Source organism: Labrys sp. WJW (assembly GCF_001676615.1).
GTDB lineage: Bacteria > Pseudomonadota > Alphaproteobacteria > Rhizobiales > Labraceae > Labrys > Labrys sedimenti.
In genome coordinates, this window is record NZ_LYXZ01000065.1 from 1 (window position 1) to 18,737 (window position 18,737).

Sequence of the window (18,737 nt, forward strand, 5' to 3'; positions counted from 1 at the left end):
AGCTACTCACAATCCTCAATGCAATCATTCGCGATCAACAACCATGGCAAACCGCTTGACATCCAAGACAGTCGCTCTCCCCGTAAGAACGGGGCGAGAGGGCGCAAGCGTAGCAATTTTACATCAGGCCGCTCATCTCGTCCGCCGGTTGAGCGAGATGAAACCTGTCGGGTAAGAACGCGCCATTGAAGTCCCCTCGCCCCGTTCTTACGGGGAGAGGATAGAGGTGAGGGGCTACTCCACCGATCAAACTCCCCTCTGATCTCCACTCAACCCTCGATCCGGCCCGGCGTGACCCGATAGATGGCAGCCCGGCCGGCGATCGCCTCGAAGGCGGAGGGATCGGCCCCGGTCAGCCAGACCTGCGCACCGAAGCTTTCGAGCCGGTCATAGAGGGCTGCCCGCCGCATCGGATCGAGATGAGCGGCGACTTCGTCGAGCAGGACGATCGGCGTCATACCGGCGAGACGAGCGACCAGCCTGGCATGCGCCAGCACCAGCCCGAGCAGCAGGGCCTTCTGCTCGCCGGTGGAGGCGCGCTCGGCAGCGATGCCCTTGGGGCCGTGCACGACGAGGAGATCGGTCAAATGCGGCCCATCGAGCGTGCGGCCGGCGGCTCGATCCCGTGGGCGCCCCTCACGCAGGGTCTGGCGATAGCGCTCCTCCACGGCCAGCGCCGGCTCGTCCAGCACGGCATTCTCGATGGCGCCGTCGAGGGCGATGCGGGCATGGGGGAAGGGCGAAGCGGGATCGATCTCCTCCTCGATCAGGCCGGCGAGACGGCGTACCGTATCAGCGCGCGAGGCCGCCACCGCAATGGCGAGGTCGGCCACCTCATGCTCGGCGGCATCCAGCCAGCGCTGATCGGCCCTGGGATCCTCGAGCAGGCGGTTGCGCGAGCGCAGCGCACGTTCGAGCGCGTTGACACGGGTGCCATGACCGGCATCGACAGCCAGCACCAGCCGGTCGAGGAAGCGCCGCCGTTCCCCGGCGGAGCCGGAGAACAGCCCGTCCATCGAAGGCGTCAGCCAGACCAGGCGCAGATGATCGGCAAAGCTTGCGGCCGAGGATACCGGCTGGCGGTCGACACGGTATTTGCGCGGACCGTTTTCGGGGCCTTCCAGCCCGGTGCCGAGCTGCGCCGGGCCGAGCGCGCCCTCGACCTCGGCCGCGACGGCGAAGCTGCCGGGCCCGTCCTCGCTGGCCATGTCCTCCAGATCCACCCTACGCAGGCCCTTGCCCTGGGTGAACAGCGAGATGGCCTCGAGTACATTGGTCTTGCCGGCGCCGTTCTGGCCGGTGAGCGCCACCATGCCGGCGTCGACGGCAAGATCGAGCCGCGGATAGGACCGGAACGAGGTGAGGATCAGGCGGGTGATGCGGGGCGAGATCATTCTTGGAGCGCGGACATCCTGCTCCCGGCGCTAACTTTGCAGGGACAAGCATGAAACAGGTGTGCCGATCTCCAGATCGGCATTGTTGGAACCGCCGTGCTCGCCAACATGGCAGATGCCGATCTGGAGATCGGCACACCGCATTTCGAGCGCCATCGCCTGCAAGGCCGACGTCATGAATATCCACCACCTTCCCCGCTGCGCCGAGAAGGCAAATCGCAGATTACACCCGCATCGGCATCAGAACGTAGAGGGCGGCAGCGCCCTCGCGGTCCTGCACCAGGGTCGGCGAGCCCGGATCGGCGAATTTCAGCAGGGCGGTATCGCCGTCGAGCTGCGCGGCGATGTCGAGCAGATAGCGCGAGTTGAAGCCGATATCGAGCGGCGTAGCATCGTAGTCGACCTCGATCTCCTCGGTCGCCGTGCCGGAATCGGGGTTGGTAACGGTGAGGACGAGGCGCCTGTCGGCCAAGGAGAGCTTCACGGCGCGGCCGCGCTCGGAGGAGATGGTCGAGACACGATCGACGGCGGCGGTGAAGTCGGCGCGCTCGACGATCAGGGCCTTGTCGTTGCCAACAGGGATGACACGGGCATAATCGGGGAAGGTGCCGTCGATCAGCTTGGAGGTCAGCACAACCGGGCCGATGGTGAAGCGGACCTTGACCTGGGACAGCTCGACCGAGACGATGGCCTCGGCATCCTCCATCAGCTTCTGGATCTCGCCCACCGCCTTGCGCGGCAGGATCACGCCGGGCATGCCGTTGGAGCCCTCGGGCGCCGGTAATTCGACGCGGGCGAGACGATGGCCGTCCGTGGCCACGGCGCGGATGCGCGTCTCGCCCTCGACATCGAGCGTGTGGAGATAGATGCCGTTGAGATAATAGCGCGTCTCCTCGGTCGAGATCGCAAACTGGGTCTTCTCGATCAGCTTGCGCAGATCGGCAGCCTTGAGCTGGAAATTATGCGGGAACTCGCCCGCCGCCAGGTCCGGGAAGTCCGAAGGAGGCAGCGTCTGCAACGTGAAGCGCGAGCGGCCGGAGCGCACGATCAGCTGGGTCGCCTCCCCGCCCCCTTCCAGCGAAACCTGGGCGCCGTCGGGCAGCTTGCGGACGATGTCGTAGAGGGTATGCGCCGGCACCGTGGTGGCGCCGTCCATGGTGACGTCGGCAGGAGAAGACTCCACCACCTCCAGATCGAGGTCGGTCGCTTTCAACAGCAGGCTGGCGCCCTGAGCCTCGATCAGCACGTTGGACAGGATCGGGATGGTGTTGCGCCGCTCGACGACGCGGTGGACGTGGCCCAGCGATTTGAGAAGGGCAGTCCGTTCGAGCGTAACCTTCATGGAGTGCGTCCTGGCATAGCGACCCGCAAGCGGACCGAGCTGCCGCAAACGGTGGAAAAAGGGCGAAGACCATGCAATTTGCTCGGACGAAAGGCAAGCCATCCCGCAGCTTTTTCAGGGTTTTCCCGAACATGTCGGATGTGCGCCCGATCGGGATGCCGGGCGCCGTGCAGCCCGTTTCCGACAAGGACCGATCCGAACGTCTCCAAGCAGGAGGCTGCTCGTCACAGCGTCGGCGCCGGCTCCAGCAGCACCACCACGCGTTGCAGGATGGCGAGCACCGCGATGAGGATGATGAGAATACGCAGGATCTGCTTGAAGCGCCCATCCATGGGCAGGCGGTCGATCACATACATCAACAGCCAGCAGACGAGACCGATGACGACGATACCGATCAAAAGCGAGATCACACCAGACAGCATGCAGACATTCCCCGAGCGACCATGACAATCATGGTCGCTCAGTAACGCGAATGTCGGCCCCGGGGTTCCCGATCGTCAGGTCAGGGGGATCATCACCGCCTTGCGATAGGCCGGGCGCTCGGTCAGGCGCTCGTACCAGGCGGCGAGATGGGGCAGGTCCGGCCGCTCGATCGGCATGTTGAACCAGCCATAGGCGCTGCAGCCGAGCGGAATGTCGCCGATTCCGAACTTGTCGCCCGACAGATAGGGCTGGCCGGCGAGGGCCTTGTCGGCGATGGCCAGCAGGCGGCCGCAACTGTCGAGGCCCCGGGAGAGCTCGGTCTCGACCCGGTCCTGGGCGCTGCGGCGGACGACGTTCCAGAACACGTCACGGAAAGGACCGGCGATGGTCGAGGTCGTCCAGTCCATCCAGCGCTCGGCGGAAGCCTTGGCCTGGCGCGTTCCCGGCACCAGCCGGCGCTCCGCGTCCCCCTCGGCCAGATAGCGCACGATGGCATTGGATTCCCACAGCACGAAGCCGTCATCCTCGATGCAGGGCACCAGCCCGTTGGGATTGAGAGCGCGATAGGCGGGATCGTTGACCACCCCGAAAGCACCGCCCGCATCGATGCGCTCATAGGCGAGCCCGAGTTCCTCGGCGCACCACAGCACCTTCTTCACATTGGAGGAATTGGTGCGGCCCCAGATCTTCAGCATGTCGGTTCCTTCCACAGAGCGTTGAGGTTCACCCGCCCGACCTTTGTCATTGCCGGGCTTGACCCGGCAATCCGGCTCTTCCCGCCATACATCAAAGACGGGCTCCCTGGATGCCCGGGTCAAGCCCGGGCATGACAAAGCAAGCGCTTGAGTTATTTCGGAACGAGGTTAGATCCTTCCCTGACGCCGCCTCACTTCGCCCGGATGAAGCCGACGATATCCTTGACCGATGCCATGATCGGGGCGGCGATCGCCCGCGCCCGGTCCGAGCCCTCGGCCAGCACCGCGTCGATATGGCCGGGATCGGCCATCAGGCGCTTCATCTCGGCAGTGATCGGCGAGATCTTGGCAACGGTGAGATCGGCGAGCGCCGTCTTGAAGGTCGAGAACTGGCCACCGCCGAACTCGGAGAGAACCTCCGCCACCGTGCGGCCGGACAACGCTGCGAAGATCGAGACCAGATTGTCGGCCTCGGGGCGCCCCTTCAGCCCCTCCTCCTCGCTCGGCAGCGGCTCGGGATCGGTGCGGGCCTTGCGGATCTTGGCGGCGATCGTCTCGGCATCGTCGGTCATGTTGATGCGCGACAGATCGGAGGGATCCGACTTCGACATCTTCTTGGAACCGTCGCGCAGGCTCATCACGCGCGTGGCCGCGCCCTGGATCAAGGGTTCGGGCAGCGGGAAGAAACCGCCCTCGAAGCCGTTGGCCGCGATGGAATCGCCGAAATCATTGTTGAACTTGGCCGCGATGTCGCGGGCGAGCTCCAGATGCTGCTTCTGGTCCTCGCCGACGGGCACGTGTGTGGCACGGTAGACCAGGATGTCGGCGGCCATCAGCGTGGGATAGGCGAACAGGCCCACCGAGGCCGCCTCCTTGTCCTTGCCGGCCTTCTCCTTGAACTGGGTCATGCGGTTGAGCCAGCCCATGCGCGCCACGCAATTGAACACCCAGGCGAGCTCGGCATGCTCGGCCACCTGGCTCTGGTTGAAGACGATATGGGCCTTCGGGTCGATCCCCGCGGCCAGGAAGGCGGCCGTGACTTCGCGGATGGCACTCGCCAGGCTCTTGGGATCCTGCCACAACGTGATGGCATGCTGATCCACCACGCAATAGATGCATTGATGGCTCTTCTGCATCTCGACGAAGCGCTGGATCGCGCCGAGATAATTGCCCAGATGCAGGTTGCCGGTCGGCTGAACGCCCGAAAAGACGCGTTCCACGAACTTCGTCATGGCCAGAGGATTCCATATTGTCCAGGCAGCTTGTTCTTGATCGAGCCACGGGCGCGATCAAGAACAAGCCGCAAGATATCGAACATGTGCACGATTTTCCGGCGAAGCCCGCCCGCGGGTCTCGCCGGAAAATCGTGCTTAGGCTAGCGCTTATGGCGGGCGCTGGCGCAAGACGCAAGTGCGGCCATCCGCTCCGGCACCGGTGCAGGGCTCCATCTTGCCGGTTCCGGCCACTGCCTGTACGCATGCAGGGCTGGAGTAGCCCGTGACCGCATCCCCCTCCTCCCTGCGCGTGCTGATCGTCGGCGGCTACGGCATCTTTGGCGGGCGGCTGGCGGAATTGCTGGCCGACGAACCCCGCCTCACCCTCATCATCGCCGGGCGTTCGCTCGCCAAGGCGGAATTCTTCTGCGCCAGCCGTCCGGTGCGGGCCCGCCTGTTTCCAGCCGAGTTCGACCGCAACCAGCCGCTCCAGCCGCAACTGCAGGCCCTGAAGGCAGACATCGTCGTCGATGCCAGCGGTCCTTTCCAGGGTTATGGCAAGCAGCCCTATCGCCTGATCGAGGCCGCGATCGCCCATGGGGCCGACTATTTCGATTTCTCGGACGGGGCCGCTTTCGTGCAGGGCGTAACCCGCCTCGACGCGGCAGCCCGGGAGCGCGGCGTCGCCATCCTGTCGGGCGTGAGCAGCTTTCCCGTCCTGACCGCCGCAGTCGTCAGGCATCTCGCCGGCGCCTTTGCGCGCATCGACACCATCCGCGCCGGCATCGCCCCCTCGCCGCATGCGGTCGTCGGCGAGAACGTGCTCAGGGCCATCGCTGGATATGCCGGCCAGGCCGTGCCGGCCCGGCGGCAGGGCCAGACCCTGCTGGTGCATCCCCTCACCGAGACCCGCCGCTTCACCATCGCCCCGCCAGGCAAACTGCCGCTGCCGAATACGCTGTTCTCCCTGGTGGAGGTGCCCGATCTCCTGCTGCTCGCCGGCCTTTGGCCGGGCGTACGCTCGGTCTGGGTCGGCGCCGGGCCGCGCCCGGAGATCCTGCATCGCTGCCTGATCGGGCTGAGCCTGCTGGTGCGCTGGAAAATGCTGCCCTCTCTCGCGCCGCTCGCCGGCCTGTTCCTCAGGGTGAACCGCATCCTGCGCTGGGGTCCCCATCGCGGCGGCATGATCGTCGAGGTCGAGGGCGCGGGACATCGCGGCGAAAGGCTGGTCCGCAGCTGGCATCTGAGCGCCGAGGGCGACGACGGCCCCTATATCCCGGCGATGGCGATCGGGGCCCTGATCCGCCAGCGCCTCGAAGGCATCAGGCCGGAACCGGGCGCCCGTCCCGCAACGGGGGCGCTCACCTTGGCCGACTATGATCGCGTCTTCGCCGGCCGGCCCTTCGCCCATGGCACGCGTGAGGTCACGGCCGAAGCGAGCCAGCCGCTCTATCCAGGCATTCTGGGCTCTGCCTATGCGAGCCTGCCACCGGCCATCCAAGCCCTGCATCAGCACGAAACCAGCCATGCGGCCTCCGGCCGCGCCAGCGTCGAGCGCGGCAAGGGGTTGTTGTCGCGTCTGGTCGGCGCCCTCGTCGGCTTCCCCGAGGCCGGTGCGGATGTTCCGGTGCGCGTATCGTTCGAGATCGAAAACAAGCGGGAAGTGTGGACGCGGGACTTTGCAGGGCGCCGCTTCCGTTCGGTCCAGACCGCCGGCCGCGGCCGCAATGCCTGCCTGGTCGACGAGCGCTTCGGGCCATTCAGCTTCGGGCTTGCCCTCCTCGCCGGAGACGGCAGGCTCAAGCTCGTCATACGCAACTGGCGCTTCCTCGGCCTGAGGCTGCCACGTTTCCTCGCCCCCTCCGGCGACAGTTTCGAAAGCGCCGAGGACGGACGATTCAACTTCCATGTCGAGATCGCCCATCCCCTGCTCGGCCTGATCGTGCGCTACAAGGGCTGGCTGGTGGCGGAAACGCGGCGTTGATCACCAGCCGGCTGCTTGCCTCGCACCGGGATCACATCGCCTTCATGGCCTTGTGGTGCTTTTTCATCATCTTCTTCTTGGCCATCTTCTTCATCGGCTTCTTCATTGTGTCGCCCTTCATGGCATCACCCTTCATGGCCTCGCCCTGCATTGCATTCGGTTTCATCGTTTGCGATTGCATCGTGTTCGTCTGCGGCATCGCGTCCTGGGCCTGCGCCAAGGGGGCGGCGGCGACAGCGAGCCCCAGGCCCAGCAAGCCTGCAGAGGCGAGTTTGGCAATACGATCCATGATCCGTTCCTTTCTATGATTGCGCCTCGGCGCAGGGAAAGCCGGACGAGCCGTCCGGCGGGTCGAAGAGTTGTGACGGTTCGAGGTTCCTCAGTCGGTCGCGGCAGCCTGGATGGCACCGCCATCCGGCGCCTGCAGCAGGACGGCCGTGCGCAGGCCGGCCGGCGCCCGTGCGATCGGCAGGTCGAGTGCCTCGCCCTTCCAATGTCCGAGCCGGACCAGATCGTGCACGACATTCTTGTGAGCCAGGGTGCGGCCGGCATTCTCGCCGGCGCGCACCGGCACCTCGACCTGCCTCGGGTCATAGCGCACCAGCCAGATGTCGAGGCTGGCCGGGGACGAGCGCTGGCCACCGATGACGACATGGCCGCCCGAGACGGCCAGGCTCGGACCCGCTTGCGGCCCAGCCGCGCCCGCGATCGCCGCATCCACCTCGGTCAGCTCGTTGCCGACCAGGGACATCCGGCCATTCACCACCATCTGCGGGGTGAAGGGACCGCTCTGTCCGAGGGGCTTCTCATAGGCGACCTGGCGCTGGGTGTAATCGGGGCGCGCGAAGACATCCTTCCAGCCCAGCCGATCCCAATAGGTGACGCCGAAGCTCAGGGCCAGCACGCCGGGCCGCCGGCTGATCGTGGCCAGATTGGCATTGGCCGGCGGGCAGGATGAACAGCCCTGGCTGGTGAAGAGCTCCACCACGGTGAGCCGCTCTGCCTGAGCCGGCGCGGCACTCCCGAGCAGCGGCAGGACCAGGCCCAATCCCAGCAGAGCCAGCCGTGACAGGCCGGCACCCGGCCTCTTTGTCGATGCCCTCATCGATAGCCTCATCAGTATTCGACCCGAGTGAGGTCGCTTCCTAGAGCAAAGCGCGTTCATGACTGAACGCTTATTTGCTCTAACTCTTTGGTTCCACGCGTCTTTGCGATTCGAAATGACGCCGTCAAATCGCAAAACGCTATAGGGTTATTCGTCGGCAGATCGAGGCGCGTTACACACTCACGGCCTCGTGATGACGTGGCGTTTCGATCTCGGAAATCGTGGGAAAGCGCGTGATGAGGCGTGAATTCGCTGCTGTTTCGCCGATTCTCGGCGCTTCACGCTTTCGTTCGGCGGCAGGGCGGTGTAAGAGGCGCCCACAATCGTTCCTAGGGCAAAGCGCGTTTTGGTGAAAACGCGCCTTTTCTCTAGCGCCTTGGTTCAACGCGTTCTTGCGATTTGGGGTGATTGCGCCAGATCACGGAAACGCTTTAGCTCACTTGAAAAGTTTCAGGACATCATCGTGAAGGTCATCGCCAGCCAGATCCGCAAGGGCAACGTCGTCGAGATCGACAATCAGCTCTACGTCGTGCTCAAGGCCGAGAGTTTCTTCCCGGGCAAGGGCACGCCCACCACCCAGATCGACATGCGCCGCCTGTCGGACGGCGTGAAGACCGTGCAGCGCTACCGCACCACCGAGCAGGTGGAGCGCGCCTTCATCGAGACCAAGTCGCACACCTATCTGTATGAAGACACGCATGGCTACGCCTTCATGAACATGGACAGCTATGAGCAGGTCTCGGTGCCCGCCGACGTGATCGGCGAGCAGTCGGTCTATCTGGCCGAGAACATGGAATGCCAGATCAGCCTGTATAATGGCGTGCCGGTGTCGATCGAACTCCCCGCCCGCGTGGTGCTGGAAGTGACGGAAACCGAGCCGGTGACCAAGGGCCAGACGGCCTCCTCTTCCTACAAGCCCGCCACCCTCTCCAACGGCGTGCGCACCACCGTGCCCCCGCATATCAGCGCCGGCACCCGCGTGGTGGTCATGACGGAAGACGGCTCCTACGTCGAACGCGCCAAGGATTGATCCGGAGCGCGGACTTCTCAGCGACTCGCTAAGTCCGCTCTTGGAAACATTGAACTCAAAGGAAAGGGCGCAGCCGATGAGGTCTGCGCCCTTGTTGTTTTGATTGGTGTTTTCAAGAGCGGACATCGCGACATGTCTTCATGTCGCGATGTCCGCTCTCCAACTCTATACCGCCGCCGCGATCTCCGCCTGGATCGCCTCGGCCGCCGCCTTGGGATCGGGGGCCGCCACGATGGGGCGGGCCACCACCAGATGGTCGGCTCCGGCACGGATGGCGTCGCCGGGCGTCATCACCCGCTTCTGGTCACCGCTGTCGCTGCCGGCAGGGCGCACGCCCGGGGTGACCAGCAGCATGCCGTCGCCCACCCGGTTGCGGGTCGAGGCGACCTCCTCCGGCGACATCACCAGGCCGGGCACGCCGATCGCCATGGCCTGGGTCACCCGCTGTGCCACGAGTTCGCCGACGCCCTTGCCATAGCCGGCTTCGGCCAGGTCGGCATCGTCGTAGGAGGTCAAGACGGTGACGGCGAGGATCTTCAGATCCGAGCCGCGGGCGCCTTCGACGGCGGCGCGCATCGTCTGGGGAAAGGCATGGATGGTGAGGAAGGTCATGCCCATGCCCGCAATGGCCTCGACCGCCTTGGTCACGGTGTTGCCGATGTCGTGCAGCTTCATGTCGAGGAAGATCTTCTTGCCCGAACGCGCCAGGTCCTGGGCGAAGGGCAGACCGCCATTGAAGACGAGCTGATAGCCGATCTTGTAGAAGGTCACGCTGTCGCCGAGCTCGGTTACCAGGGCTTCGGCCTTGGCGACGCTGTCGACATCCAGGCCACAGATCAGGCGGTCTTTCGTATTCAAATCAATTCCTCAGGAGTTGGCGATAGGTCCAGACGCGGGCGGGCGGCACATTGCGCCAGATCCTGGGCGAAGCCTGCCAGGTGAAGAAGGCATTCTTGGTGGGGATCGGCGAGGCCAGCGAATAGGTGAACTGGATGAAGGCGGCATCGGGCTGCATCAGCGTGAAGGCCTGCGACAGGAGGTCGAGGCGCTGGCGCTCCGGCTTGGTCAGCAGCGGCAGGCCGCAGACCACCGCCGCCGCCTTGTTGGGAAGCCGGCCTTCGAGGGTCTTGGCCAGGGCATAGGCATCTCCCTGCACCACCGTCGCCTTGGGAAAACGCTGCGACAGGAGATCGCAAAATTGCGGGCTGTATTCGACCAGGACCAGCCGGTCCTCGGCGACACCGCGCTCGACCAGTGCCTGGGTGATCGGCCCCGTGCCGGGCCCGATCTCCACCACCGGCCCTTCCGAGGCAGGATCGACGCAATTGGCCATCGCCTTGGACAGGAAGGGGCTGGAGGGGGTGATCGACCCCATCTGGAGGGGCTTTTCGGTCCAGCTTCGGAAAAACTGGGCGGCTTCACCGAAACGTCTGGATGGCTTGCAATTGTCACGTCGCGCGCCGCCCTTGTGGACCATCGGCCTGCTCCTTGCTTGCCCCGTTCGCATCGCTATTGGCGAACGCCGCCGCCGTCAAGCGATCCCTGCGTCCGCTGACCTTTAAAAGTATGACGCTGCATGGAGCACGGACATCCTGTCCGCTCTTTTACCCATCGAGTGCTACGTTTCCAAGATGCGGACAGGATGTCCGCGCTCCGATGAAACGGTCGCCTGCCATTCCGCCCGCACATCGGCGTCGGTCTCGCGGTCCTGCCGCCAGGCTTGGCCAGCGAGGCGGGACGGGGCGAGTCTGGCGAGCGCCCAGACCGCCATGGCGCGCACCAGCGCCGATTCATCGCCCAGGAGCCCCTCGGCCACCTCGATCAGGCCCGCATCGCCGGAATTGCCGATGGCGATGAGCACGTTACGGATGAAACGGTCGCGTCCGATGCGCTTCACCGGGTTCCTGGCAAACAGTGCCCGGAAGGCCGGATCGTCCAGGCGCGCCAGATCCGCCAGGCGCGGGGCTCGCAATTCCGCGCGCGCCTTGAGCTTGTGTTCTCGGGCCGCCACCGCGAACTTGTTCCAGGGGCAGGCTGCCAGGCAATCGTCGCAGCCATAGATGCGATTGCCGATGGCCTCGCGGAACTCGGCCGGGATGGACCCCTTGTTCTCGATGGTGAGGTAGGAGATGCAGCGCCGGGCGTCGAGCCGATAGGGCGCGGGAAAGGCAGCGGTCGGGCAGGCATCGAGGCAGGCACGGCAGGAACCGCAACGATCCCGCTCCGGCGCATCGGCCTCGATCTCGGTGACGCTGAAGATGGAACCCAGAAACAGCCAGGAGCCGAAGTCCCGGCTGACCAGATTGGTATGCTTGCCCTGCCAGCCCAGGCCCGCCGCCGCCGCCAGGGGCTTTTCCATCACCGGCGCGGTATCGACGAAGACCTTGAGCGGCGCCCCTGTCACCTCGCCCCACCAGCGCCCCAGGCTTTTCAGCCGTTTCTTGATGACGTCGTGATAGTCGTCGCCCTGGGCATAGACCGAGATCAGCCCACCCGAGCGATCCGAAAGGCCCGCCATCGGATCACGGTCGGGCCCGTAATTGACGCCCAGCATGATGATGCTGCGCACCTCCGGCCAGAGCGTGGCGGGGGCGCCGCGCTGCTCCGCGCGCTCCTGCATCCAGCCCATCTCGCCATGGAACCCTTCCTCGAGGAAATGGCGCAGGCGGGCAGGCGCCTGGGGGATGGCGTCGGGCGTGGTGATGCGGACGACATCGAAGCCTTCCGCTTCGGCGCGCTGGAGGAGTTCTGTCTTGAGGGCGCTCACGGCGACCTCCTTGCGCGAGGCCACCGGCGCCCGCGGAGCGGCCCCTCCGCAAAGTTCAAACGCACCGACGCTGTCATCCCCGGCACGGCGGCAGGCCGTGGGAAGGGGATCCAGGGGCCGCGGGCAATGCAGTTGCCCCTGGATCCCCTTCCCCTCCCAGTCACAAGCAAAGCTTGTGACATGCTCGGCCGGGGATGACGGCCCGCTTCATGCGAAGCCCGCGGGCAACGGAATGCGGGCACTCCCAAGGCGGAAAATACCAAGCTAGAAATCGAGATCCGCATAGGTTGCCGAGGGCGGCGTGCCCCGCAGCGTCTCGGCCAGGAGCGGGCGGAAGGACGGGCGCGATTTGAGGCGCGCATACCATTCCTTGGCGGCCTGGTCCTCGTCCCAGGGCACGTCGCCGAGATAGTCGACGATCGACAGATGCGCCGCAGCCACGAAATCGGCGTAGGAGAGCCTGTCCCCCGCCAGCCAGTTCCGCCGCCGCACCAGATATCCGACATAGCGCAGATGATAGCGCACATTCGATTTGGCCGCACGGATGGCAGCCGTGTCCGGCGAGGAGCCGCCCTCGCCGATCGGCAGGAAACGCTTCAGGATCTTCTCGGTGATCAGATATTCACTGACCTCGGCATAGAATTTGATGCTGAACCATTCGATCAGGCGGCGGGTCTCCACGCGCGCCCTGGCGTCGCGCGGCAGCAGGCGCTGCTCGCCGAGGGCATCGCCATAGGCTTCGTCGAGATATTCGCAGATCGGCGAGGCGCCCGGCACGATCAGGCCGGTGGCGTCGATCATCACGGGAAGCACGCCGGCCGGATTCATGTGCAGGAAGGCCTCGCGCCGCTCCCAGGGCTTTTCCTCGACCAGATCGGTCGCCACGTCCATTTCGCTGAGCACGAGGCGGATGAAGCGCGATTGCGGGTCGACAGGATGATGAAAAAGCTTGGCCATTGAACCGTGAATCTGGAAACCGCGGATGGAGGCCCGGATGGGGCGAAGCGGATAACCGGTATACCCCCCCGTACAACCGCCCGGCAACCGCCTTGCGTGAATAGAACACAGGCTCTGCGGTTGGCGGCGGAAAATGGGCGGTGGCGGTTAACGAAAAATTGACGTCGCCGGGGCCCGGCATTTCGTTTCCCTCAGCCTGCCGCAGGGCTGCCCGCCAAGCCAAATTCCGTCACCAGATCCGTCATTACACCATATGGCGAAATAAATTATAGATCAGGGATACGACACCGATGAGGATCGATAAATCTCGCAATCTGCGACCGGCCCAGCCTGCTGTCACCAATCTATCCATCTGTTATGCCATTCCCCAGAGGTAATATTGGAAGCATTGACACGAAGCGATTCAGGGTCAAATTGTTACAAAAAATTAACAAACAATAGTGTGGGACGAATATCACGCGCAAGGAGCATGATCATGCCCGTAGATACGACCGACGGCAAAGCCATCCGCAGCCTCATTCCGGCACGCATGGACCGACTGCCCTGGGCTCGTTTCCACTGGATGGTCGTGGTGGGCCTGGGGATCAGCTGGATCCTCGACGGCATCGAGATCCAGCTCGTTTCGGCCTCCGGCTTCAAGCAGAGCCTGGGCATGTCGAGCGCGGAGGTCGGCTTCGCGGGCACGATCTATCTGATCGGCCAGGTGGTCGGCGCCCTCTTCTTCGGCCGCCTGACCGACCGCTGGGGCCGCAAGAAGCTGTTCATCATCACCCTGGCCATTTATCTCGTCGGCTCCGGCGTGGCGGGTTTCGCCTGGACGCCCTGGTTCCTCTATCTCTGGCGCTTCGTGGCGGGTCTCGGCATCGGCGGGGAATATACCGCGATCAACTCGGCCATCGACGAACTCATCCCGGCCAAATATCGCGGCCGGGTCGACATTGCCGTCAACGGCACCTACTGGGCCGGCGCCATGCTGGGCGCGATCGGCAGCTTCTACCTGCTCGACCACACCTTGTTTGCCGAGAATATCGGCTGGCGCATCGCCTTCTTCATCGGCCCGGTGCTCGGTCTGGTCATCATCTTCCTGCGCCGGCACATCCCCGAAAGCCCGCGCTGGATGGTCACCCATGGTCAGGCCAAGGAAGCGGAAACCATCGTCGATGACATCGAGGCCGGCGTGCGCGCGCAGGGCGTCACCCTGGCCCCTGTCGACGAAAGCAAAGCAATGTATGTCAAGCCGGAGGAATCGGTCCCCTTCTCCAAGCTGGTGGACGTCTTCTTCCGCGAATATCCCTCGCGCACCTTCCTCGGCATCACCATGATGGTGACGCAGTCCTTCCTCTACAACGCGATCTTCTTCACCTATGCGCTGGTGCTGCAGAACTTCTACCATCTCAACGAGTCGCAGACGGCGCTGTATTTCTTCCCCTTCGCCATCGGCAACCTGATCGGCCCGCTGCTGCTGGGATCGCTGTTCGACACCATCGGGCGGCGCAAGATGATCTTCTCGACCTATGTGCTGGCAGGGCTGGTCCTGCTCGTCTCCGCCTATCTGTTCAAGCAGGGCAGCCTGAGCGCCAACACCCACACATTGTTCTGGTGCATTTCCTTCTTCTTCGCCTCGGCCGGCGCCTCCTCGGCCTATCTCACCGTCAGCGAGATCTTTCCGCTGGAAGTACGCGGCCAGGCGATTTCCTATTTCTTCGCCGTCGCGCAGATCGTCGGCTCGATGGGCCCACTGATCTTCGGCTACCTGGTCGGCGACGGCACGCAGCGCGACCCGCTGTTCTGGGGCTATGTCGTCGGTTCGGTGGTGATGATCTTCGGCGGCGTGGTCGCGCTGATCTATGGCGTCGACGCCGAGGGCAAGGGGCTGGAGGACATCGCCGACCCGCTGACCAAGGTCAGCGTTACCGTCGAAGGCGCCCTCGGGCCGCAGGCGCTGCGGTAGAGTGGCGCACCGGGCGCGTTCAGCCATGAATGCGCCCGGGCGGCCGAGATCGGTTCATCGAAGCCCGTCATTGTGAGCGAAGCGAAGCAATCCAGGGGACCGGCGTCCCGCACGGCAGACATCGTGGATTGCTTCGCTTCGCTCACAATGACAAGGCGGGTATTGCGGCGGCATCAAGAGAAAACCTCCACCCCGCCGATCGGCGTAGCCCCGTGGCAGCCAAATGTGGTGCAGCGGACAAGGCAAGAGATCGTGGAAGGAGAGGCATCCAATTCCGTTCCATTTCCTTCCAGACTGGCGGCCATCGCAGGCCGATCGAAGAAATGGGTGAGGAAATGGCTGCCGTCACGGAGGATCTCGTCAAGCTCTATGCTCAGTCCGATGCTTTGGCGCTGGGAGAGCTGGTGCGGACCAAGCAGGTCAAGGCTTCGGAACTGGTGGAGACGGCGATCGAACTCGTCGGCCGTCTCGATCCCAAGCTGAACAGCGTCGTCATTCCGACCTTCGACGTCGCTCGCGAGGTCGCCGAGGCACCAGGCTCCGGCCCGTTCGCCGGCGTGCCCTTCCTGCTCAAGAATTTGGGCACGCAATGGAAAGGCACGCCGCTGACCTCGGGGCTCGCCTATCTCCAGAACTATGTCTGCCCCGCCGATTCCGAAATCGGCGGCCGCATGCGGGCCTCCGGCCTCGCGCCGATCGGGCGCAGCAACACGCCGGAATATGGCTGGTGCATTTCCACCGAGCCGCGCCTCTATGGCCCCACGGTCAATCCCTGGAATCCGGCTATCACCGCCGGTGGGTCGAGCGGCGGCTCGGCGGCAGCCGTCGCTGCCCGCATCGTGCCGATCGCCGACGCCTCTGATGGCGGGGGCTCCATTCGCGTGCCGGCCTCCTGCTGCGGCGTGGTCGGCCTCAAACCCTCGCGCGGGCGCGTCAGCTACGGGCCCTTCGATGCGGATCTATGGTTCGGCTGCATCTATTTCCTGTGCAACAGCCGCAGCGTGCGCGACACCGCCGCCTTTCTCGACGTGGTTGCCGGCAATCTGCCGGGCGATCCCTATACGGCGCCGCGCCCTGAGGAGAGCTGGCTGTCGCTGCTCGCCAGGCGCCCCAAGGGGCTGAAGATCGGCTACACGCTCACCGCCCCCTTCGGCGAGCCCTATGCGCCCGAGGTGAAGGCGGCCGTCGAGGACGCCGTCAGGTTGCTGGAGAGCCTCGGCCATTCGACTGAGGAGTATCGCTTCGAGGTCGACCTCGAGGAAGCCTGGTGGCGCTACAACGACATCATCGCGGTGGAGACCTCGACCGAATTCAGCCAGCACGCCCAATTTGCCGGGCGTCCGCCGGAAGAGGCCGACCTCCAGCCCTTCAACTGGTCGATGCTGGAATACGCCAAGACACTGTCGGCGACGCAATATTCGGCCAGCCTCGGCGCCGTGCGCAAGGCGGCCCAGCGCATCGCCACCGAGCTCGCGCCCTTCGACGTCTTCATCACGCCCACGCTGACCCAGCCGCCCCGCCCCGTCGGCTACTGGTCGATGGAGGACGGCGATCGCGAGCGCTATCTGGCGCGCTGGTCGGATGCCGCCTTCATGTTCGCCTTCAACATCTCCGGTCTGCCGGCGATGTCGGTGCCGCTCGGCATGGCCGACGGCAACAAGCCCGTCGGCATCCAGTTCATCGGCCGCCACGGCGACGAGGCGACGATCCTGCAGCTCGCCGCACAGGCGGAGGAAGCCGCCCCCTGGATCGGGCGCAAGCCGCAGGTGTGCGCGATTGGATAATCGCGGTCTCTGAAGCGTCGCGCTGCCCCTCACCCTTACCCTCTCCCCGTAAGAACGGGGCGAGGGGGCCACAAGCGTTGCAGCTTATCCTCACGATTCCGAGTCTCGCCCAACGGCTGGGCGAGACAGACCGGCCCCGGGTTTGAGCGCCACGCCGATGTTCCCTCGCCCCGCCCTTGCGGGGAGAGGGTAAGGGTGAGGGGCAGCGCTATGGTCGGTCAATAACTGCCATCATGAAAAAGCCCTCCCCGGCACAACCGGGGAGGGCTTTTCGGATCTGCTTCGATGTCGCGACGGCCTCAGGCTGTCAGGCCGCCGGCCAGGCTCGGCAGATCGAAGGGGCGGAAGCCGAAATGGGAGAGCCAGCGCACATCGGCGTCGAAGAACGGGCGCAGGTCCGGCATGCCATATTTCAGCATGGCGATGCGATCGATGCCCATGCCCCAGGCGAAGCCCTGATACTCGTCGGGATCGAGGCCGCAATTGCGCAGCACGTTCGGATGAACCATGCCGCAGCCCAGGATCTCCAGCCAGTCCTCGCCCTCGCCGAAGCGGATCTCCCCACCCTTGCGCGAGCACTGGATGTCGACTTCCATCGATGGCTCGGTGAAGGGGAAGAAGGAGGGGCGGAAGCGCATCTTCACCGAAGGCACTTCGAAGAAGGCGCGGCAGAACTCCTCCAGCACCCACTTCATGTGGCCGACATGGCTCACCTTGTCGATGACGAGCCCCTCGACCTGATGGAACATCGGTGTGTGGGTCTGGTCGCTGTCATGGCGATAGGTACGGCCGGGCACGACGATGCGGATCGGCGGCTTCTGGCTCAGCATGGTGCGGATCTGCACTGGGCTGGTATGGGTGCGTAGCACCTTGCGCTCGCCATTCTCGTCGGGCGCCAGGAAGAAGGTGTCATGCATCTCGCGGGCAGGATGGCCGGGCGGGAAGTTGAGCAAAGTGAAGTTGTATTCGTCCGTCTCGATATCCGGACCCTCGGCGATGGCAAAGCCCATATCGGCGAAGATCGCGGTGATCTCGTCGATGACTTGGCTGATCGGGTGGATGCGGCCGAGCTCGGTGCCGCTCTCGCGCACCGGCAGCGTCACGTCGACGGCCTCCGCCACCAGGCGCGCTTCCAGCGCGGCGGCCTTCAGCACGGTCCTGCGCTCGCCCAGCGCCGCGGTGACGCGGTCCTTGACGACATTGATGGCGGCGCCCGCCTGCTTGCGCTCTTCCGGCGCCATCTTGCCGAGGGTGGCCAGGCGCTCGGAGATCGAGCCCTTCTTGCCGAGCGCCGAGACGCGCACCGCTTCCAGGGCCGCCTCGTCGGCGGCGGCGGCGATCTCGGACAACAGGGTCGTTTCCAGGCTGGTCAGGTCGTTCATCGTCACTTCCTCAAATCGAGGTGCCTTCTAGCCTATTTCGGGCGGAAAAGGGAACCGCATTCGACAGATCAGGCAACGCGGATTTGCGCCGCCGAATAACGGTTTTGCACCCGCATCAACAGAAAAAGCGGGAATAACCGGACACCGAGACCCCGGTCGAAATGCCGCCCTGAAGCCTGACGAACGGCTACCGCACGCTTCCCATGCGCATTTTCAAACTCACCAGGCCGGCCATCTGAATCATTTGCTTATTCAACAATTAGCTAATTAATCAATGTTGCAAATATTTAAAATTTCGTGATATCAAAGACTTGCAGGTAGCCAAACCAGAACGTCGGATGGATGATGACGGTCGACAAGGTCTTCGAAGCGCTTTCCTCACCGCCGCGGCGGCAGATTCTGGCCGATCTGTCGAAGGCTGACATGACCGCCGGACAAGTGGTCGAAACGCTCGCCGATGCGATGACGGCGCCGGCGGTTTCCAAGCATCTTTCCATCCTGGAGAATGCTGGCCTGGTCCGGCGCGAGAGGCGCGGCCAGAACGTCAATTACGGCCTCAGGCGCGACACGCTCGCCAACACGCTTTTTGAATTCCTGTCCGCTTTTGAACCCGCCGCCAAGCCCGACGGCGCCGACTCGGCGCTCGAACGCATCCGCCGCAACATGCTGTCGGGGCGTGGGCTCTAGAGCATGTCGCCGGGTGCACGGG

The 18,737-nt window shown here is 64.6% G+C and carries 18 protein-coding genes; 5 read left to right on the forward strand and 13 right to left on the reverse strand.

From position 1 onward, the window contains the following. Positions 1 to 269: 269 nt before the first annotated feature. The 6 genes from recF to trpS all read right to left on the reverse strand — a co-directional run bounded on the left by recF (position 270) and on the right by trpS (position 5,086). The gene (recF, locus tag BA190_RS30910; RefSeq protein ID WP_068297379.1) at positions 270 to 1,394 is read right to left on the reverse strand and encodes a DNA replication/repair protein RecF; all 1,125 of its coding nucleotides are present in this window, start codon (positions 1,392 to 1,394) and stop codon (positions 270 to 272) included. A gap of 30 nt (positions 1,395 to 1,424) precedes the next feature. Next, on the reverse strand, positions 1,425 to 1,571 hold the full coding sequence (locus BA190_RS36250) for a hypothetical protein (RefSeq protein ID WP_156771775.1): 147 nt from the start codon (positions 1,569 to 1,571) through the stop codon (positions 1,425 to 1,427). Positions 1,572 to 1,617: 46 nt separating this feature from the next. Next, a complete protein-coding gene (gene dnaN, locus BA190_RS30915) occupies positions 1,618 to 2,736 on the reverse strand; it encodes a DNA polymerase III subunit beta (RefSeq protein WP_068297382.1) in 1,119 nt (372 codons plus the stop codon). Positions 2,737 to 2,960: 224 nt separating this feature from the next. Next, on the reverse strand, positions 2,961 to 3,158 hold the full coding sequence (locus BA190_RS30920) for a hypothetical protein (RefSeq protein ID WP_082980161.1): 198 nt from the start codon (positions 3,156 to 3,158) through the stop codon (positions 2,961 to 2,963). 75 nt (positions 3,159 to 3,233) lie between these two features. Beyond that, positions 3,234 to 3,854, reverse strand: a complete 621-nt coding sequence (locus BA190_RS30925; RefSeq protein ID WP_068297385.1) for a glutathione S-transferase family protein — start codon at positions 3,852 to 3,854, stop codon at positions 3,234 to 3,236. A 191-nt stretch (positions 3,855 to 4,045) separates the two neighbouring features. After that, positions 4,046 to 5,086, reverse strand: coding sequence for a tryptophan--tRNA ligase (gene trpS / locus BA190_RS30930; protein ID WP_068297388.1), 1,041 nt, complete (start codon positions 5,084 to 5,086; stop codon positions 4,046 to 4,048). A gap of 265 nt (positions 5,087 to 5,351) precedes the next feature. Between trpS and BA190_RS30935 the strand changes: the two genes are divergently transcribed. Beyond that, positions 5,352 to 7,052, forward strand: a complete 1,701-nt coding sequence (locus BA190_RS30935) for an SDR family oxidoreductase (protein WP_245315010.1) — start codon at positions 5,352 to 5,354, stop codon at positions 7,050 to 7,052. Between the two features lie 31 nt (positions 7,053 to 7,083). Here BA190_RS30935 and BA190_RS30940 read toward each other — a convergent pair whose 3' ends face one another. Beyond that, positions 7,084 to 7,341 (reverse strand): hypothetical protein, encoded by a 258-nt coding sequence (locus BA190_RS30940; protein WP_068297392.1) that lies wholly within the window; start codon positions 7,339 to 7,341, stop codon positions 7,084 to 7,086. A 90-nt stretch (positions 7,342 to 7,431) separates the two neighbouring features. Next, the gene (locus tag BA190_RS30945) at positions 7,432 to 8,157 is read right to left on the reverse strand and encodes a thioredoxin family protein (protein ID WP_068297394.1); all 726 of its coding nucleotides are present in this window, start codon (positions 8,155 to 8,157) and stop codon (positions 7,432 to 7,434) included. A gap of 463 nt (positions 8,158 to 8,620) precedes the next feature. Between BA190_RS30945 and efp the strand changes: the two genes are divergently transcribed. Further along, a complete protein-coding gene (efp, locus tag BA190_RS30950; RefSeq protein WP_068297398.1) occupies positions 8,621 to 9,187 on the forward strand; it encodes an elongation factor P in 567 nt (188 codons plus the stop codon). A gap of 165 nt (positions 9,188 to 9,352) precedes the next feature. On the opposite strand, the gene pyrF is transcribed toward efp, so the two are convergent. From pyrF to BA190_RS30970, 4 genes are all read right to left on the reverse strand, one after another. Then, on the reverse strand, positions 9,353 to 10,051 hold the full coding sequence (gene pyrF / locus BA190_RS30955) for an orotidine-5'-phosphate decarboxylase (RefSeq protein WP_068297402.1): 699 nt from the start codon (positions 10,049 to 10,051) through the stop codon (positions 9,353 to 9,355). Then, a complete protein-coding gene (locus BA190_RS30960) occupies positions 10,047 to 10,562 on the reverse strand; it encodes a class I SAM-dependent methyltransferase (RefSeq protein ID WP_245315011.1) in 516 nt (171 codons plus the stop codon). Before BA190_RS30960 ends, pyrF begins: the two co-directional genes overlap by 5 nt. 243 nt (positions 10,563 to 10,805) lie before the next feature. Continuing rightward, the gene (queG, locus tag BA190_RS30965; RefSeq protein ID WP_245315012.1) at positions 10,806 to 11,954 is read right to left on the reverse strand and encodes a tRNA epoxyqueuosine(34) reductase QueG; all 1,149 of its coding nucleotides are present in this window, start codon (positions 11,952 to 11,954) and stop codon (positions 10,806 to 10,808) included. Positions 11,955 to 12,218: 264 nt separating this feature from the next. Further along, positions 12,219 to 12,911, reverse strand: a complete 693-nt coding sequence (locus BA190_RS30970) for a glutathione S-transferase family protein (protein ID WP_068297410.1) — start codon at positions 12,909 to 12,911, stop codon at positions 12,219 to 12,221. A 475-nt stretch (positions 12,912 to 13,386) separates the two neighbouring features. Between BA190_RS30970 and BA190_RS30975 the strand changes: the two genes are divergently transcribed. Together BA190_RS30975 and BA190_RS30980 are read left to right on the forward strand one after the other, a co-directional pair. Next, entirely contained in the window at positions 13,387 to 14,862 is a 1,476-nt protein-coding gene (locus tag BA190_RS30975) for an MFS transporter (RefSeq protein WP_245315013.1), read from the forward strand. Positions 14,863 to 15,197: 335 nt separating this feature from the next. Beyond that, on the forward strand, positions 15,198 to 16,646 hold the full coding sequence (locus BA190_RS30980) for an amidase (RefSeq protein ID WP_068297453.1): 1,449 nt from the start codon (positions 15,198 to 15,200) through the stop codon (positions 16,644 to 16,646). 299 nt (positions 16,647 to 16,945) lie between these two features. On the opposite strand, the gene pheS is transcribed toward BA190_RS30980, so the two are convergent. After that, the gene (gene pheS / locus BA190_RS30985; RefSeq protein WP_068297416.1) at positions 16,946 to 18,028 is read right to left on the reverse strand and encodes a phenylalanine--tRNA ligase subunit alpha; all 1,083 of its coding nucleotides are present in this window, start codon (positions 18,026 to 18,028) and stop codon (positions 16,946 to 16,948) included. Positions 18,029 to 18,370: 342 nt separating this feature from the next. Between pheS and BA190_RS30990 the strand changes: the two genes are divergently transcribed. Next, positions 18,371 to 18,715 carry a metalloregulator ArsR/SmtB family transcription factor gene (locus BA190_RS30990; protein WP_202908551.1) on the forward strand — a complete coding sequence of 115 codons (345 nt, stop codon included), beginning with the start codon at positions 18,371 to 18,373 and terminating at the stop codon, positions 18,713 to 18,715. Positions 18,716 to 18,737 lie beyond the last annotated feature (22 nt).

Excerpts from the sequence above, each read along its gene's own strand:
- recF (WP_068297379.1), bottom strand. The coding sequence starts at position 1,394 with ATGATCTCGCCCCGCATCACCCGCCTGATCCTCACCTCGTTCCGGTCC.
- BA190_RS36250 (WP_156771775.1), bottom strand. The coding sequence starts at position 1,571 with ATGACGTCGGCCTTGCAGGCGATGGCGCTCGAAATGCGGTGTGCCGAT.
- dnaN (WP_068297382.1), bottom strand. The coding sequence starts at position 2,736 with ATGAAGGTTACGCTCGAACGGACTGCCCTTCTCAAATCGCTGGGCCAC.
- BA190_RS30920 (WP_082980161.1), bottom strand. The coding sequence starts at position 3,158 with ATGCTGTCTGGTGTGATCTCGCTTTTGATCGGTATCGTCGTCATCGGT.
- BA190_RS30925 (WP_068297385.1), bottom strand. The coding sequence starts at position 3,854 with ATGCTGAAGATCTGGGGCCGCACCAATTCCTCCAATGTGAAGAAGGTG.
- trpS (WP_068297388.1), bottom strand. The coding sequence starts at position 5,086 with ATGACGAAGTTCGTGGAACGCGTCTTTTCGGGCGTTCAGCCGACCGGC.
- BA190_RS30940 (WP_068297392.1), bottom strand. The coding sequence starts at position 7,341 with ATGGATCGTATTGCCAAACTCGCCTCTGCAGGCTTGCTGGGCCTGGGG.
- BA190_RS30945 (WP_068297394.1), bottom strand. The coding sequence starts at position 8,157 with ATGAGGGCATCGACAAAGAGGCCGGGTGCCGGCCTGTCACGGCTGGCT.
- BA190_RS30960 (WP_245315011.1), bottom strand. The coding sequence starts at position 10,562 with ATGGGGTCGATCACCCCCTCCAGCCCCTTCCTGTCCAAGGCGATGGCC.
- BA190_RS30970 (WP_068297410.1), bottom strand. The coding sequence starts at position 12,911 with ATGGCCAAGCTTTTTCATCATCCTGTCGACCCGCAATCGCGCTTCATC.
- BA190_RS30975 (WP_245315013.1), top strand. The coding sequence starts at position 13,387 with ATGCCCGTAGATACGACCGACGGCAAAGCCATCCGCAGCCTCATTCCG.
- BA190_RS30980 (WP_068297453.1), top strand. The coding sequence starts at position 15,198 with ATGGCTGCCGTCACGGAGGATCTCGTCAAGCTCTATGCTCAGTCCGAT.
- pheS (WP_068297416.1), bottom strand. The coding sequence starts at position 18,028 with ATGAACGACCTGACCAGCCTGGAAACGACCCTGTTGTCCGAGATCGCC.
- BA190_RS30990 (WP_202908551.1), top strand. The coding sequence starts at position 18,371 with ATGATGACGGTCGACAAGGTCTTCGAAGCGCTTTCCTCACCGCCGCGG.